The sequence below is a fragment of the Bradyrhizobium sp. AZCC 1693 genome (genome assembly GCF_036924745.1).
In the GTDB taxonomy this organism is placed as follows: Bacteria; Pseudomonadota; Alphaproteobacteria; order Rhizobiales; family Xanthobacteraceae; genus Bradyrhizobium.
On the sequence record NZ_JAZHSD010000001.1, the window covers coordinates 5,399,644 to 5,413,398 of the forward strand.

At 59.7% G+C, this 13,755-nt stretch carries 12 protein-coding genes and 1 pseudogene; 6 read left to right on the forward strand and 7 right to left on the reverse strand.

The window, feature by feature from the left end:
* Positions 1 to 71 precede the first annotated feature (71 nt).
* Positions 72 to 365: a hypothetical protein gene (locus tag V1293_RS25685; protein ID WP_334513273.1), complete on the forward strand. Its 294-nt coding sequence runs from the start codon at positions 72 to 74 to the stop codon at positions 363 to 365.
* Positions 366 to 378: 13 nt separating this feature from the next.
* Positions 379 to 828 carry a hypothetical protein gene (locus V1293_RS25690; RefSeq protein ID WP_334513275.1) on the forward strand — a complete coding sequence of 150 codons (450 nt, stop codon included), beginning with the start codon at positions 379 to 381 and terminating at the stop codon, positions 826 to 828.
* A gap of 98 nt (positions 829 to 926) precedes the next feature.
* Here the strand turns inward: V1293_RS25690 and V1293_RS25695 are convergent, their stop codons facing one another.
* The 4 genes and pseudogenes from V1293_RS25695 to V1293_RS25710 form a co-directional block, all read right to left on the reverse strand.
* Positions 927 to 1,916 carry a tyrosine-type recombinase/integrase gene (locus V1293_RS25695; RefSeq protein ID WP_334511582.1) on the reverse strand — a complete coding sequence of 330 codons (990 nt, stop codon included), beginning with the start codon at positions 1,914 to 1,916 and terminating at the stop codon, positions 927 to 929.
* Positions 1,913 to 2,836, reverse strand: a complete 924-nt coding sequence (locus V1293_RS25700; RefSeq protein ID WP_334511579.1) for a tyrosine-type recombinase/integrase — start codon at positions 2,834 to 2,836, stop codon at positions 1,913 to 1,915. The genes V1293_RS25695 and V1293_RS25700 overlap by 4 nt, the downstream gene beginning before the upstream one ends.
* Positions 2,833 to 4,056 carry a site-specific integrase gene (locus V1293_RS25705; protein ID WP_334511577.1) on the reverse strand — a complete coding sequence of 408 codons (1,224 nt, stop codon included), beginning with the start codon at positions 4,054 to 4,056 and terminating at the stop codon, positions 2,833 to 2,835. The genes V1293_RS25700 and V1293_RS25705 overlap by 4 nt, the downstream gene beginning before the upstream one ends.
* A 175-nt stretch (positions 4,057 to 4,231) precedes the next feature.
* Positions 4,232 to 4,723, reverse strand: a pseudogene (locus V1293_RS25710) (3'-5' exonuclease); the annotation flags it as partial.
* 43 nt (positions 4,724 to 4,766) lie between these two features.
* Here V1293_RS25710 and V1293_RS25715 point away from each other — a divergent pair.
* The 4 genes from V1293_RS25715 (at position 4,767) to V1293_RS25730 (ending at position 9,082) form a co-directional block, all read left to right on the forward strand.
* A complete protein-coding gene (locus V1293_RS25715; protein ID WP_334513277.1) occupies positions 4,767 to 5,834 on the forward strand; it encodes an acetamidase/formamidase family protein in 1,068 nt (355 codons plus the stop codon).
* A 1,125-nt stretch (positions 5,835 to 6,959) separates the two neighbouring features.
* Positions 6,960 to 7,241: an AbrB/MazE/SpoVT family DNA-binding domain-containing protein gene (locus tag V1293_RS25720; RefSeq protein WP_334513279.1), complete on the forward strand. Its 282-nt coding sequence runs from the start codon at positions 6,960 to 6,962 to the stop codon at positions 7,239 to 7,241.
* Positions 7,222 to 7,611 carry a type II toxin-antitoxin system VapC family toxin gene (locus V1293_RS25725; RefSeq protein WP_334513281.1) on the forward strand — a complete coding sequence of 130 codons (390 nt, stop codon included), beginning with the start codon at positions 7,222 to 7,224 and terminating at the stop codon, positions 7,609 to 7,611. The genes V1293_RS25720 and V1293_RS25725 overlap by 20 nt, the downstream gene beginning before the upstream one ends.
* Positions 7,612 to 8,752: 1,141 nt before the next feature.
* Positions 8,753 to 9,082, forward strand: coding sequence for a hypothetical protein (locus tag V1293_RS25730; RefSeq protein ID WP_334513283.1), 330 nt, complete (start codon positions 8,753 to 8,755; stop codon positions 9,080 to 9,082).
* Between the two features lie 291 nt (positions 9,083 to 9,373).
* Here V1293_RS25730 and V1293_RS25735 read toward each other — a convergent pair whose 3' ends face one another.
* From V1293_RS25735 to V1293_RS25745, 3 genes are all read right to left on the reverse strand, one after another.
* On the reverse strand, positions 9,374 to 10,168 hold the full coding sequence (locus V1293_RS25735) for a TIGR02391 family protein (protein ID WP_334513286.1): 795 nt from the start codon (positions 10,166 to 10,168) through the stop codon (positions 9,374 to 9,376).
* A 396-nt stretch (positions 10,169 to 10,564) separates the two neighbouring features.
* Positions 10,565 to 11,734 (reverse strand): hypothetical protein, encoded by a 1,170-nt coding sequence (locus V1293_RS25740; RefSeq protein WP_334513287.1) that lies wholly within the window; start codon positions 11,732 to 11,734, stop codon positions 10,565 to 10,567.
* 297 nt (positions 11,735 to 12,031) lie between these two features.
* Positions 12,032 to 13,669, reverse strand: a complete 1,638-nt coding sequence (locus V1293_RS25745; RefSeq protein ID WP_334513289.1) for a hypothetical protein — start codon at positions 13,667 to 13,669, stop codon at positions 12,032 to 12,034.
* Positions 13,670 to 13,755: the final 86 nt, after the last annotated feature.

A 13,755-nucleotide genomic window follows, 5' to 3' on the forward strand; every position in this document is an offset into this window, starting at 1 on the left:
GATGGAACAGATGGTCACGGCGGTCGGCAGGAAAGGCGCGTCCTGTCGCCGGGCTGGCTCCGGACCAAGATGTGCCGCCGGAATACTGGCAGGCGCTGCTGGACGACCCTCGCGCCGGTGCGCAGCCGGGCCCAGGCGCGTCCGCACGCCCGCAGCGGCTGAGCCAAATTCCTCAACATTTACTGAGGGTGGGCTGCCGGCGCTGCCGGCGAATCGTCGAGATCCAGAAGGCCGACGCCATCCGTCTCTACGGTCAGGATGCGGCCTGGAAGGACGTCGGCCAGCGCCTGCTCGACGACACTGGCACGCAGCGGACCGGACGCCACGAGGAAGACGGCTGCTGGCCGTCTTACGACATGCCGTAGCGGTGAACGGCCCATGGCCCCCAAGCACCATCCGACCCCGCTCTCCGGAGGCGACCGCAAGGCGCTCGCCAAGGAGCTTGGCCGCGCCCGCGCCATGACGACGATCTTGGCCACGCAGTCGGCCGAGGCTCGCGCTAAGGCCGAGGCCATGATCCGGACGGCGGACAAGCTGCTGTGCGAAAGCTGGAACGAGCGGATGTGGGCGGACGGCGGTCCGGTCGACCCGTCTCCGACGATCGACCAAGCCATCAACGGCGGCTATAGCTCGCTGCAGATCGAGTGCTCGCGCTGCAGGGCCGCTCGCGACGTCGATCTGGCGGCGCTCGCCCACCCGTCGACCACTTTCGTGCACGATCTGGCCAGCCGTTTGCGATGCCGGAAGTGCGCCAAAGCCGGCAGGCGTCCGGCCGCCACCCTGCTGCAGCTTGCCCCGCGGGCTCGGCATCCGGATCCGGAGACCTAACCTTGTGCAATCTCTACTATGCCGACTTCTGGATTATGCCGACCATTGGCTCAAAACGGGCTCTGGCGGCGGCGATCGCTGCGTTGGAGTCGGCATAATCACAGTGCCTCCAAAAATGCGAGAAGCTTGTCGTTCGGTCGAAAACGACCGGGAGTGGCGACCGTTGGAGCTGTCGCGGCCAGTGCGCGTTCCTTGATTCCCATATCAGCGTGTAGGTAGATGTGGGTGGTTTCGACCTGCTCATGGCCGAGCCAAAGTGCTATCACCGAGGTTTCAATTCCTGCCCGCAGCAGTCGCATCGCGGCGCTATGACGCAACACATGCATGCTGATGGTTTTCTGTCCCAACGACGGACAGGCGCGGGTGGCGATCTGAACGTATTTGGCGAGCCGATGTTCGACGGCGTCACGGCTGAGTGACGTCCCCGACTGGGTGACGAAAAGTGGCTCCGTCAGCTGACCAGCGCGCTCGGCGAGCCAAACACGCAGGAGGGCGACCATACCCGAGGTAATCGGTGTGATCCGCAACTTCCGTCCTTTCCCCATGCAACTGACATGGGCGCCAGTGCCGAGATGAACATCGCTGATGCGAAGGCCGATCAATTCTGACGCACGCAGGCCCGTTTGGGCCGCGAGCGTAAGCAAGGTATGGTCGCGCCGCCCGGTCCTGGTCGATCGGTCGGGTGCGCGGAACAGCGCATCGAGTTCCGGTTCGATCAGGAAAGTGACGATCCTCCGGTCGAAACGCTTGCGTGGAATGGCAAGCACGCGTTCGATTATGGCGGCATGCTCGGGATGTCGAAGCGCTGCGTACCGGAACAGCGAACGGACGGCGGCAAGTCGAGCGTTGCGAGTGCGCGCGCTATTCTCCCGCTGCTTCTCAAGATGGTCGAGGAAGGCGCCGATGAGCGGCGCATCAAGATCGTCGATGTCTAGCTTCGATGGTTCGACGTCTTTCCTCGCGGACGCGAAGACCAGCAGCAGCCGCAGCGTGTCCCGGTAGGCCGCAAGTGTATGGGGACTAGCTTGGCGCTGGCGGATGAGGCGTTCCGTGAAGAACGCTTGCAGGGTTGGGGCAAGTGCGGTCATGCGGCACCTCCGAGGTGCCACTCCAAACGATCACCAACCAGCGTCAGCAACTCCGGCGCAGCTGAGAGATACCAGTATGTGCTGACAGGATCGACGTGGCCGAGGTAGGTCGACAACAACGCGATCCGGTTCCCCGGCTCCCGGCCATCTCGATATCCGTCAAGGATGGTATTGACGGCAAATCCATGCCGCAGGTCATGCAGCCTCGGACGGCATGAGGCAGAGCGCGGCTTGAGGCCGGCGACATCCACCATTTGACGAAAGACGGGCTGGACGCCCATGTAGCGGAACCTGGTGCCAACCGTAGTGACCAGCAGTGCCGGCGTATTCGACGAGTTTTTCGGACGGTCGTCTCGACGCAGATAATCAACCAGTGCAGCCACGGTGCTCGGATGCAGCGGCAATTGGCGAGACTTGCCGAACTTTGCGTTCCGAATGGTGAGTAGTCCAATGACGGAGTCAAAATCGTCGCGGTCGAGGCCGATCGCTTCCCCAACCCGCATTCCGGTCACTGCAAGCAAAGCGATCAATGTCCGAAATGTCGCCACTCGGTGCGGTGTCCGCAGCGTCCCGGCTGCGGCGATGAGGGCCGCGATATCCGACTCCGAATATAGGTAGGGGGTGGCTCGGCTTTTTTGCTGCACCAGCAAGTGTGTCGGGGGCACCTCGGTCGCGGGGTCGATCCCGCGCAGGTGTTTAGCGAAGCGGCGAACAACGGAAAGCCGGGCAAACGCCCAGGTTCGACCGCGCTTAGGGAATGTCGCCCAAGCGAGCGCCGCCTCGGTTGTCAGATGATCTTCGCCGCGATCCTCGACGAAGGTGAGAAACTGACCGAGGAGCTTCTCGGCTCGATAGAGCTTAAAGCCGAGGGCGCGGCGAACCACAAAGTAGTCTGCGAGAGCCTTGCGGAGAGCGTTCATGCGACGACACCCGGCCAGGGGCGAGCGATCGACCGCAGAGCATCGCGATCGACCTTGGCATAGATCGATGTCGTAATGGCGTTGCGGTGGCGCAGGAGTTGTCCGATCTCGGGCAGCGATGCACCGCCGCGTAGCATCAGAGTCGCTGCGGTGTGACGCAGCCGGTGAGCATGGATCCGTTCAAAGCCGCACCGTTCGCCAGCGTGGCGAACAATCTGCGTTACCGCGCCAGTGGTGAGAGCGTGATGCGGAGCCGTGATCCGTGCAAACACAGTGCGGCCTTGCGCGCTTGCGGGACGGCCGTGATGCAAGTAAGCCGCGATTGCTTCGCCGACATCTGCAGGTAATGGCAGTCGTTCGGAGCGATCGCCTTTGCTGTGGGCAATCACGATCTCGCCGCCTCGCCAATCGATATGCTCAAGTTGCAGTTTGGCGACTTCGCCTGCCCGCAAGCCCAGGCGAACAAGCATGGTCAGGACCGCGAAGTCACGACAGCCACTTCGGGTGCTGGTGTCGCAGGACGCAAGAAGGCGCTGCACTTGGTCAGCGGCCAATCCCTTCGGCAATCCGGTTAATCGCCGACCGGGAACGGTCGGTACCGCAGACACCAGTGACCGATCGATAGCGCCGTCGACGTAAAGAAAACCGAGTAGTGATCGAAGGGCCGACACCGTCAGCCCGGCCGTCCCAGGGCTCAGGCGAGGGCAGTTTGTCACCACAAAAGAAATGACGTCAGCCGCCGTCAGGCTTCGAAGGTCTAGAGTAAGGCCGTCCGGCAAGACCTTGGTTTGAAGGAAGGGGCGCATCAGTTCAATATACCGGCACGCTGACGCATTCCTGATGCCACGTTCAAGTATCAAGTAACCTCGGTATCGCGCCAGGGCCGCTTCAAGCACTCCGCTGACCGGAGGCGACAAAGCCGCCGGTGCGATCCCAAGACCGCGCAGGTATCCGAGGATCGGCTGCATCGCTCTGATAGAGCGAAGAATTTTGTCACCCGCTTCATGACGGCTGAGCTGAAACTGCTCTACTTCCTTTGCTCGTAGTTCCCCTACATCGAGCCCCTTGCTCACAAGCCAATTGCTCAGGCGGTTTAGCAGCAATAACTGAATGCGGGCCTGCTGTTGGCTATAGCCTTGTCTTGTCATGTGGTCGGCAAACCCGGTCGCGAATGCCGAAAGCGGACCCGAAACCCTAACTCGTGACAGATCAATCAACATGAAAGCCTCCCTTCAATTGGCAAGAGGGAGACTACACACCTGTGGGACCAATCGGATTATGCCGACTCCGACGCAGCGATCACCGCAGCCAGAGACAGTTCTGGGCCAATGGTCGGCATAATCCAGAGGTCGGCATAGTAGAGGTTGCACACGGTCGTCCCTCGGTATCTCTCGTCTATCGCCACATTCCGCGCATGCGTGCGCCGATATCCAGCTTTGGTCCCTGGCTGGTGGTGCGTGTCGCAGGGCCGGCAGTCACAACCGGCCAGGCCGTCCGTTCGAACAGACCCAGCAGCTTTTCCGGAATGAAGCGCGTCCGCGAGGCATAGAGATGACTGTCTCCCTGCGCGTGCTGGCCGTGGACGAAGAAGCGATGCGGCACGACCAGATGGAGATCGTCCTTAGCGCGGGTCATGGCGACATAAAGTAGGCGACGTTCCTCCTCGATCTCGGCCGAGGTGCCGGCACCGAGGTCGGACGGCATACAGCCATCGACGACGTTGAGCAGATAGACCGATTTCCACTCCTGGCCCTTGGCGGAGTGGATCGTTGACAGGATCAGGTAGTCCTCGTCGAGCAGCGGCACGCCGGCCTGGTCGCTTGTCGCGTCGGGCGGATCCAGCGTGAGCTCGGTCAGGAAGCGTTCGCGCGAAGGATATCTGTCGGCGCGCGGCCATTGGCGCCGCAAGTTCCTGCAAGCAAGCAGCTTCATGGGTGCGCTCGCCGCGGTCGAGCCATGGTTCGCGAGGCTGGCGCGGGCGCAAGAGTCCGGCCCGGCGCCGAAGCGCGAATCCCATCGTGGAGGCCGCGTGCACGTAGTTCCCTCGACTAAGGAGACGGTGCAGCTCGGCGTGTACGACGCCAACTTGGCGCCCATTCTCACTATCGATTCGGGCGATGTCATCAGCTTTCCCGATACCTGGTCGCATTTTCTCAACGAAATGCAACCGGGCGTAACAATCGACACGCTGGCGAAGCTGCGTGTCAGCAATCCGGGCAGAGGCCCGCATTCGATCATCGGGCCGATCGCCGTGAACAAGGCCGAGCCGGGCGACGTGTTGGAGGTCCGCTACCAGCGGATCCGTCCCTACGAATGGGGCGCCGTCTTCAACAACCCGGGCTCGCTGGGGACCGGCCTGCTGCCGCAGGACTATGCTCAGGGGCAGGTCAAGTATGTCGATCTCGACCTGCGCACCATGAAGGGCAAGTTCATGCCCAACATCACCATTCCGTTGAAGCCCTTCCAGGGCACCTTGGGCGTTGCGCCACCCGATGGCTATTTCCCGCCCTTGAGTCCCGGCGTCACGAGCTCGGTGCCGCCGGGCCCGCACGCGGGCAATCTTGATCTCAGCGAGCTATCCGAGGGCTCGACGCTCTACATCCCGGTATGGAAGCCCGGCGCGCTGATCTATACGGGCGACAGCCATGCGGTGCAGGGGGACGGCGAGATTTCGCTCACCGCGCTGGAGACTCGGATGAAAGAGCTGCGCATCCAGATCATCCTCCACAAGCAGAAGAACCTGGCCTGGCCGGTGGCGGAGACGGACACACATTGGATCGTCATCGGGCTCGACAAGGACCTGAACGCGGCGATGACGCTTGCTGCGCGCAATGCGATCAAGTTTCTGGCAACGCGGGCGAGGATCAGCGAGCTCGACGCCTACGCGCTGTGCAGCGTCGCGGTGAGCTTCCGCGTGACCCAGGTGGTGGACATCGTGCGCGGCGTCCACGCGCTGATACCTAAGACTGTCTTCGCCCCCAGCTCAGGCGCGAGATGACGATGGTGTAAGCGGCTCGCCTGCGGCCGCGACTTCCGCTGTGGGTCGTGTGTCACGAGTGTCGCCGGTCCAAACGGCGACGCGCAACTGTACGAGAGATGAAGGAGGGCCCTTCGGGTTCGGCAATCAGGTGCTGATCCCAAGCCACTGCAAGCTGCTACGGCCAAAAGCCGTGGTGGTGAGCGTTGCAGTCAAGTCTGGGCAGGAAGTCCAGACGGCAAGGTCGAGAGAGGCGAGCGTAAGCAAACCGTCGATGAAGTGTCGAAAGCGGATTAGGCGATGTCAAAACCGGGGGATGACCCTTCCCCCGGGATTAGCCCGGGGGATGCCTGATACGGCCCGGGCGGCATCCGGCATGTAGGCGGCGCGAAGCTCGACCAGGCTCTTGTACGGAACGTGAGAACCTGATCGGCGATGCCAAGGGAAAAGGCGCAAGCGGCTCCAATCGCGAGGCCGAAAGTACCGATGCGCCGGGCAGGGGCGGACTGCTTCGTAGTAGCGATGAAGCGGGTGTAATGCCCGCGGAGCGAAGGGAGCGGGCCATCGCCATTTGGCTCGGGTCAACCGGCAACGGGAGGAACCCGATGTTCAATGGAAGGCGGCAGCCTTCGCGCGGTGGCACGAGCCGGATGACGCGAGAGTGTCAAGTCCGGTTCTGTGAGGGGCTCGGGGTGAAATTCCCCGGGCCTACTCGGCATTCGCGCCGTTTCGACGCGAGGCCGATTCACTTCCGCTCTTCCCCTTACTAGCAGACATTTTGGCTATCCGGATTATCGTGTGGAATGACGCCATGGCCGTGCAAACGTTTGAGGCTGGTCCGTCAGCAAACCGCCTCTCTAGTCGCGGTCGCTCATTGTCTCCTCGGCTGCCACCTCATCAGCGTTCGCTCTCCGGATACCACGGCTCCAAGGGCGCCTTCTCGGCGCTGACGCTTCTGCAGTGCCGGTTCGCAGCGGTGCCTCCAGCTTCCAGATCGTCGCGTCCGGTCGCCCATTGACCGCCGAGAGGCCGATCGGCGAGCGGGTGGACCACGCCACATTGCACCTTGAGGTCGCGACATAGACAGGCCTTGCGATTCGGCCCAAGCCAGACTATCTTACTTTTGTCTTACCGAATGAAGCCGCCATGTCCGCCAAGCAGAAACTGACCACCACCGTCTCGACCAAGGGCCAGGTGATATTGCCCAAGGCGATCCGGGAACGGCGGCACTGGCCCGCCGGAACGGAACTGGTGGTAGAAGATACCCCCGAGGGCGTGTTGCTGAAGGCGAAGCCCGCCTTTGCGCCCACCCGGCCGAAAGACGTGTTTGGCTCCCTACCCTATAAGGGGCCGGCAAAGTCAATCGCGGATTTGGAAGCGGGGATCGCCGCCGAGGCGAAACGGCGGCATGCTCGCAATCGATACTAATCTCATTGTCCGCTATCTGGTGGGCGACGATCCCGGACAGGCTGCCCGGGCACGCAGGCTGATCGACAACAATGACGTTTTCGTCTGCACCACAGTCCTGCTAGAGACCGAGTGGGTGCTGCGGAGTGTCTATGGGTTTTCCGCTGCCCAGTGTGCAAAGGCCCTCTCCGATTTCGCGGGGCTGCCGCGCGTGAGCTTGGAAGATTCTGCCGCCGCGGCTAAGGCGTTGGGCTGGATGCGCCAGGGCGTGGACTTTGCGGACGGTCTGCATCTGGCGAAGGCGGAAGGCTGCGTGGCCTTCATCAGCTTTGACCAGGATTTCGTCAAAGCGGCCAACGCCCTCGGCGGCATCAAGGTGCGCGCGCCCTGACCGGGCGCGCAGAGTGTACATAAGATTATCAGGTCGTATCTGCCCGAGGCCAGAAAGCCAATTAACTTAGGACACCCGCCTCGGACGCTACAGCATCAACCGGCGGCTTGCCTCATCGGACCTGACGCGATGCTTCAACACGAAACCCCGAATGGCCAGAAAATCAACCCCCTCGAATTTTTTGCACCGCAAGTTCGGCTAACTAAATCTGAGACAAATTTCCTCGCAGGTTCAACACCAAGGGGAAATCGAGTCGTTCTTAAAGGTGCGGATCGAGTCGTTCTTTCGTAGTCCGCACAGAGGCGGCCTTAGTTGTCGACGCAGCTCACGCCAGTATTGACGATCCGCATGTTTCCAATTCTGCACCTCCTTTGCGGGGGTCGGCTTGAAGATCAGCTGATTGCCGTGCGAGCTTCTAATCCCTCGCTACCCGGAGTTTTGGCGGCACCGCGGGAATTTTCTGAGCGGCTGGGGCATTGGCTCACGCCTGCCGATACAGAATGATCGGAACGCGGCGGCTGGGGCCGCTCCACCGAGCTCCGTGATCGTCGGCGCCTCGTTGACGTTGGTCACACTGACGGCGATGACTTGCGTATCGAGGCCCATCGTCTCCGAGCCGGCAACTTTCGATCTAATCCTGTCCTCGTTCTATACGGTCTGGCTGAAGGCTAAGCCGGAAGAGCACATGGCGTGCTTTAACGCGCTCTTTCATGAACTATCGCCCCACGACGCCAGATACCAACCCTTGCACGAGCCATTTCCTCAATCGCAAGCAGCTTAGGTGAGGCATCGGGGGAAGCTTGAGCGACACCAGCCGCCAGGATGGCTTCAGCAATGTCCTCTCCGGCTGCCATGGTCTCCGCTGCGCGATTACGCAGCTTTGGCGACTCGTCTGCTTCGGATGGCCGAGTATATTCAGGCAACTAGCCGGGTCGGACGCGGTGCCGTTGCGGGTCTGGTAGTGCCTGTCCTCAATAATGCCAAGCCTCGCGACAGATCGCACTTCGAAACGTTCAAGACATGGCATTCCACCCTTTACAGGGACGTCGAGGCTACAAGCGTCACACCCTTTGCCTCACGAGCACGTGATCGCGCGCTCCATGCTGTGCTTGTAGCCGCCGTAAGGCACCTCATTCCAAGTATGCTGGAAAAACCCGATCAACTGCCTACGGATCGCAGACCCATCGAAGATCTCATCGAGAAAATTTCTGAACGAGCAAGTCGTATCGACAAGCTGGAGATCGACGTCAAAAGTGAGCTGATTGCGAGGCTAGATAGCTGGATCCGCCGTTCACCGCAGCACTATTGGTGGAAGGCAAATCTTTCACTGATGCAGTCCGCCGAGGAGGCCTCTGCCAAGCGAGCTTCCGGTCGAATCGTGGGCCAAGCGTGGCCAACTCCGAATTCGCTAAGAGCCGTCGAGCCAGCAACTCCTTTTCGTCTCGTCGAACGGCTGAGGGGAGCACAATAGATGGCCAACGACCTAGGTGATCTACGTCGAAGCGGAGCAATGGCGACCTTTGGTCCAGGAGCGGTGATTGATTTCAGGGCGCAGGATGCATCCGTGTCCGCCGTAGCGGCCGGGTTGGAGGAATGGGATCGTAACTTTCCGCCAGCGGGCATGCTTCATCCGCAGGCGATACGAGAAGAGCGGCTCCAGAAAAAACTTGGCATCAAGGGATTCCGGTTGCCTCCAGTCCGGGATCCAACATCTGACCAGGACAAACTACGCGCCCTCGTCGCCGTTCGGTTTCCTGAATGGCTACAGTGTCCGCGATGTGATCGAATCGGGCCGGAGAAACTCTGGAGTGACGCACCAGGAAAGGCAGGAGGATGGTGTCCGCAGTGCACGCAGAAGGCACCAGGACAGGTCAGATCTTATGTGGCGATGCGCGATCGGATTCCGGTAGGTATTCATCGCACCGATAAAAAAAGTTTGTCGTCCAAGCCGCTCCTTCTTGGGCTTGGTGGTGTCCCGGTCGCCCATCGGGCCTGTATCTGGCTCGAACGCTTTGGTCATGAGAGGCTCGCCGAAATCCTTGGGTAAATAGCCGCCAGCCGCGCGGACGGCTTCTTCGACCTTGATGAACGCGTCGCGGACGGCATCGACCAGCGGTGTCTGCGCGGTCGCGTTGGTGCTACGAATGAGCGCCGACCATGCCGCATCGCGGATGGTCGGGTGAAGCAGTGCCTTCGGAAATTCGGCCAGCATACGCAGCTGCGAGAAATCTTGTCCGTTCGCAACATTAAGGCCGCGCTGGGTGAAGCTCTTCCAGCCATTGTCGCCATTGATGCCGGCGGTCGCATCGATAAAGCCTTCCCGCTCCAGCCAGCGCCAGGCGCTGTTGACGAGCTTATCGACCATTTGGGCTTTAGGAATGGGATAGGCTTTGCCGTTATGCAATTCGATCACGGACGGCTCCGTGACGGCGTGAGGGATAAAGCCGGCGCTCTGCTGTCGGGGCAGGGCGAGTTTCAAAAGGACAGGGGCCAGCTCCTCGGGAACTAACTTCAAAAGTTGGTCCGGGTCGGGAAACAGTTCGAAAAGTGAACTCATGTAGTTTCCGGTACGGCCCAGATTCGAAGTAAGGGTTGCTAGACTGGGCTTCAGAAAAGAGTAAATGCCGCGAGCAAGTATTTCACGTTCTTGTCACAAGCACCACGACACCGCAGAAAGCGGCGCATATGGCAAAGCATACCGACATATAGCTGCATGGTTTGTCGGCTTCGCTTGCGCGGCGCGCCCAGGCTGCTGCTGTCATTCCGAGAAAAAACGTGGCTACATAAACGAGCATTATGACGAGGACCACCGCCATTGGAAACATTGTCGTATGCATTAGCCAGAAATACGGTCCGTACCCCGACCGTCCGTAAAAAGTGATCGCCGCCAACCGCTTAAATGCGTTGAATTGCTCCCGAAAGTCCGGTGAAAATCGTTCTCCGTCCCTTTTTTCTATCCGGTCAAATAGCGTTTGAGATCCAGTCTCTGAAGTAAAAAAAAAGGCTGCAAATACACTTTCAAGGACTTTGTCTTCGCTGCCCTTTTCGTTTTTTCAATCATGTCTTCCGCGAAAGGTCGGCCTGAATCTGTTTTCAAAGAGTAAAGTGCGTCAGGTGGGGTCGGTCGAGCGATGAACGTGTTCAACGCAACAGCAAGAGGCACCTCGTTAGGTGTCTTCAGCAAACTCAGGTAAAGCGACAAAATCGCGAAGACGCCAGTTGCAATGCCGACGACGCCCAGCCGCAATATTGCAAAGAAGAGGCGCGCCGATGGCCGCTGCCTGAAACCAGGTGGCGGCGGTGCCTCGCGTAGCAGGTGCCACGCAACGAGAACGGACAGCGCATCAAAAAAGGTATTAACGGCAAAAGTACGCGGCGATAAGGGGACGGGAGCCAGCGGGCTCGTAAGTTTTCCAAGCACGAGCGCCAGAGCGGTAAGTCCAAAACTTAGAACGATAAGGCGCGGGATTGCAGAGAAGGATCTGTAATACTGGCCCAAGTTGCCAGGCAATCCGCTGATCAGCTGATGCCATAGAGCGATAGCAGCAAATCCCCAACCAATACTGAAGGTAACCGGAACGATCGTGAAGACCGGTATGGCAAGAAGGGTGACGAGCATACCTCCCCATGCCTTGTCCTCATCATGCCACCGGATCAGCGGGAGGGCGCCGGAGGATAGATCGGCCAGTGACTTCGGAATGATCAACTCCGGGGTCGTCAATAGCGTCTGAAGCAGGATGTAATAGACCCAGGTGAAGAGCACGGCCATGGGCAGCAGAAACAGGTAAGGCATCCATCCCTTAAGGTGCGGTTCGTTTTCGAAAACAGGGTCAGGCCTTAGAAAGCTGCTCATCAGAAATGATCTGGAATCTTCGATTGCTTTATAAAACAGCTCATGGAATTTGTTGTAATGCAGACGGCGAAACCAGTAATGGAATTGCGCCCGGACGCGCCAAAGAGCTCGTTGACGATCTGATGTGGGCGTGGTCCATTTTTGCAGATTCTCGTCGCAGAGCTTTGCGACGGCTCCGAGCACTGCAAAAGACACGGCTCCGAGAGACCCTATCACAAACATCACACTCTTGATGTTGGCGAGCCATTCGCCACTCGGAATCGAGCTCATTTCAAGCAACCGCCTGTCTGATTGGACGTTGGAGCATTTCCCACGCATTTTGATCGGTCAAGCAGGCCGCGGAGCGTTCTCAACTAAAGATTGCCCAAGCAAGCTGAAGAGGCCTCGTGAGAGGACCGGTCCGTCGAATGCAGGCCGTGCGATATGTTATCAAGAGTGAAAAAACCTAATCGATTCGTTCGCATCGATATTCCATAACACCTGTTCGGTGCGACTGCTTATCCTCAAAATTAATGCCAACGTCGCATAGCCGATCGGCTGTTCAACCGAAAAGCGATGTGCCAAGAATTAAGTGCCACCTCCTTTGTAAGCCCCGATCAGCTTTCCTCCCAGTAACGCGCCGTGGCTAATTCCCAGCAACCATAGAAAAGTGGCACCTGCGGGCGGCATGCTCGCAAAAATCTGCGTTCCAGCATTGACTGCTTCTGCTGACGTCAATCCACCGATCCGCTCGGCTGCTTCGAGGGCGAGATTGATGTAAATTGCGGCAAGCACGCCCGTGACCACAACAGCCTGCACTCTCGTCGAATCGACGACGCCCTCGTCCTCGGCCGTTTCGCCATAGACGAGGTCGGCGAGCTCTGCATCCTTCGGATCCGGATTGGAGAGGATGCGCGTCCTTCGCGGAGGAATCATCGTCCCGGCGGTGGTAGGAGCGCTGGGCGTACCCGGTTGCGTTATGAAGCTCGACACGATGGTTGTTCCGCCGGAAATCCCAATCAGTCCCCATAAGGCAAGGTCCATCCTGGGCATGTATTCCAGTAGATTGGACAACTTGTCGGACCAGCCTGTCAGTTTCTGGTCTGTCTTTCCCGCATTCGCCATATAGGCGAGACCTTCGTGGATGCGGTTCAGGTCCTCGGCCCAGAATCCGATATTGAACATCGCATAGGTAGTGAGAGCTCCCATGAGAATTACAAGCCAGATGGCGAACTGAATCCGGGTGAGGCTCATCCGATTGCGTTTGTCGATGAACAGCCCGAGAGGTCGCCCCACGACGCCGAGCCCGGCCGCGACAGCGAGCAGTGTGATCGTTGCCATCATGAGGAGCATCGGCATCCGCAACGAGAATGCTCGACCGGAATCCGACACGGTCCAACTGGTCAGCCATCCCTTGACCCGGGACCACCAATCCCGGTTGGTCGCATCCAGCGCCGTCACGGTAGCGGCTTGCCAGGCCTTCAGACAGGCACCGTTGTCGGTTGCCGTGGGGAGCCAGGCGCGGGGCGCGCCATAAAGCGTACCTGGGTTGGCAGGGTCAATTGTGGTCGGGCACAGCGGTCCGGCTGCAGAGACGGCAAAGAGGTTCTGCGCCGAGCGTGTCAGATTGCCGATGCTCAGGGACCAAATACAGGCCACGGCGAAAAACCCCACGGTGGCCATGGTGCACCAGAATGCAATCCGACTTAGCTTCGGGTCCACCTTCCTGCGCGGCTTCTCGCGTGGAACGTAAACCCCGGTATCCGGCGGCAATCCTGTTCCAGTAACGATCGAGACGAAGCGCGGCGCATCTTCGTTTTCACCGACCATTCTTGAAAAGGCCGATACGTCGTGGCCGTCAACCGTAAAGCGTCCGATCAGCTCCAGTGTTTCAGGCGGAGCGGAATTCCATGGTGCGGGTGGCGCGAGGTCGTCCTTGCTGAGCGTCTTGCCGTCCGCGCTGGGCCATAAAATTAGGCGCAGATTCTTTAATCCGCCGGATGGCGACGCCTCGGCCGCGGCAGCGCAATCGACGACATCGGGCCCGAAGAGATCATCGTCCCGAGCGGGAATGGGCTCGAACCGCGAAAAGGTCTTCTCCGACTCATTGGCGATCGCAGCGACGTTTCGCCGAAGCGTAGAAAGCGTAGCCGGGTCTCCACCTGCCGGCACTCGTAAATCCCTGGTCTCCGTCCAGACAATCTGAACTCGCGTCAATGCGTCCATTCGGTCCCCCTTGCTGCTTCGCTATCTCGGTTTGGTGTTGCAGTCATTTCAAGTGTCAGTTTTCGGCAAGCGTCTTCGAGAAAGAA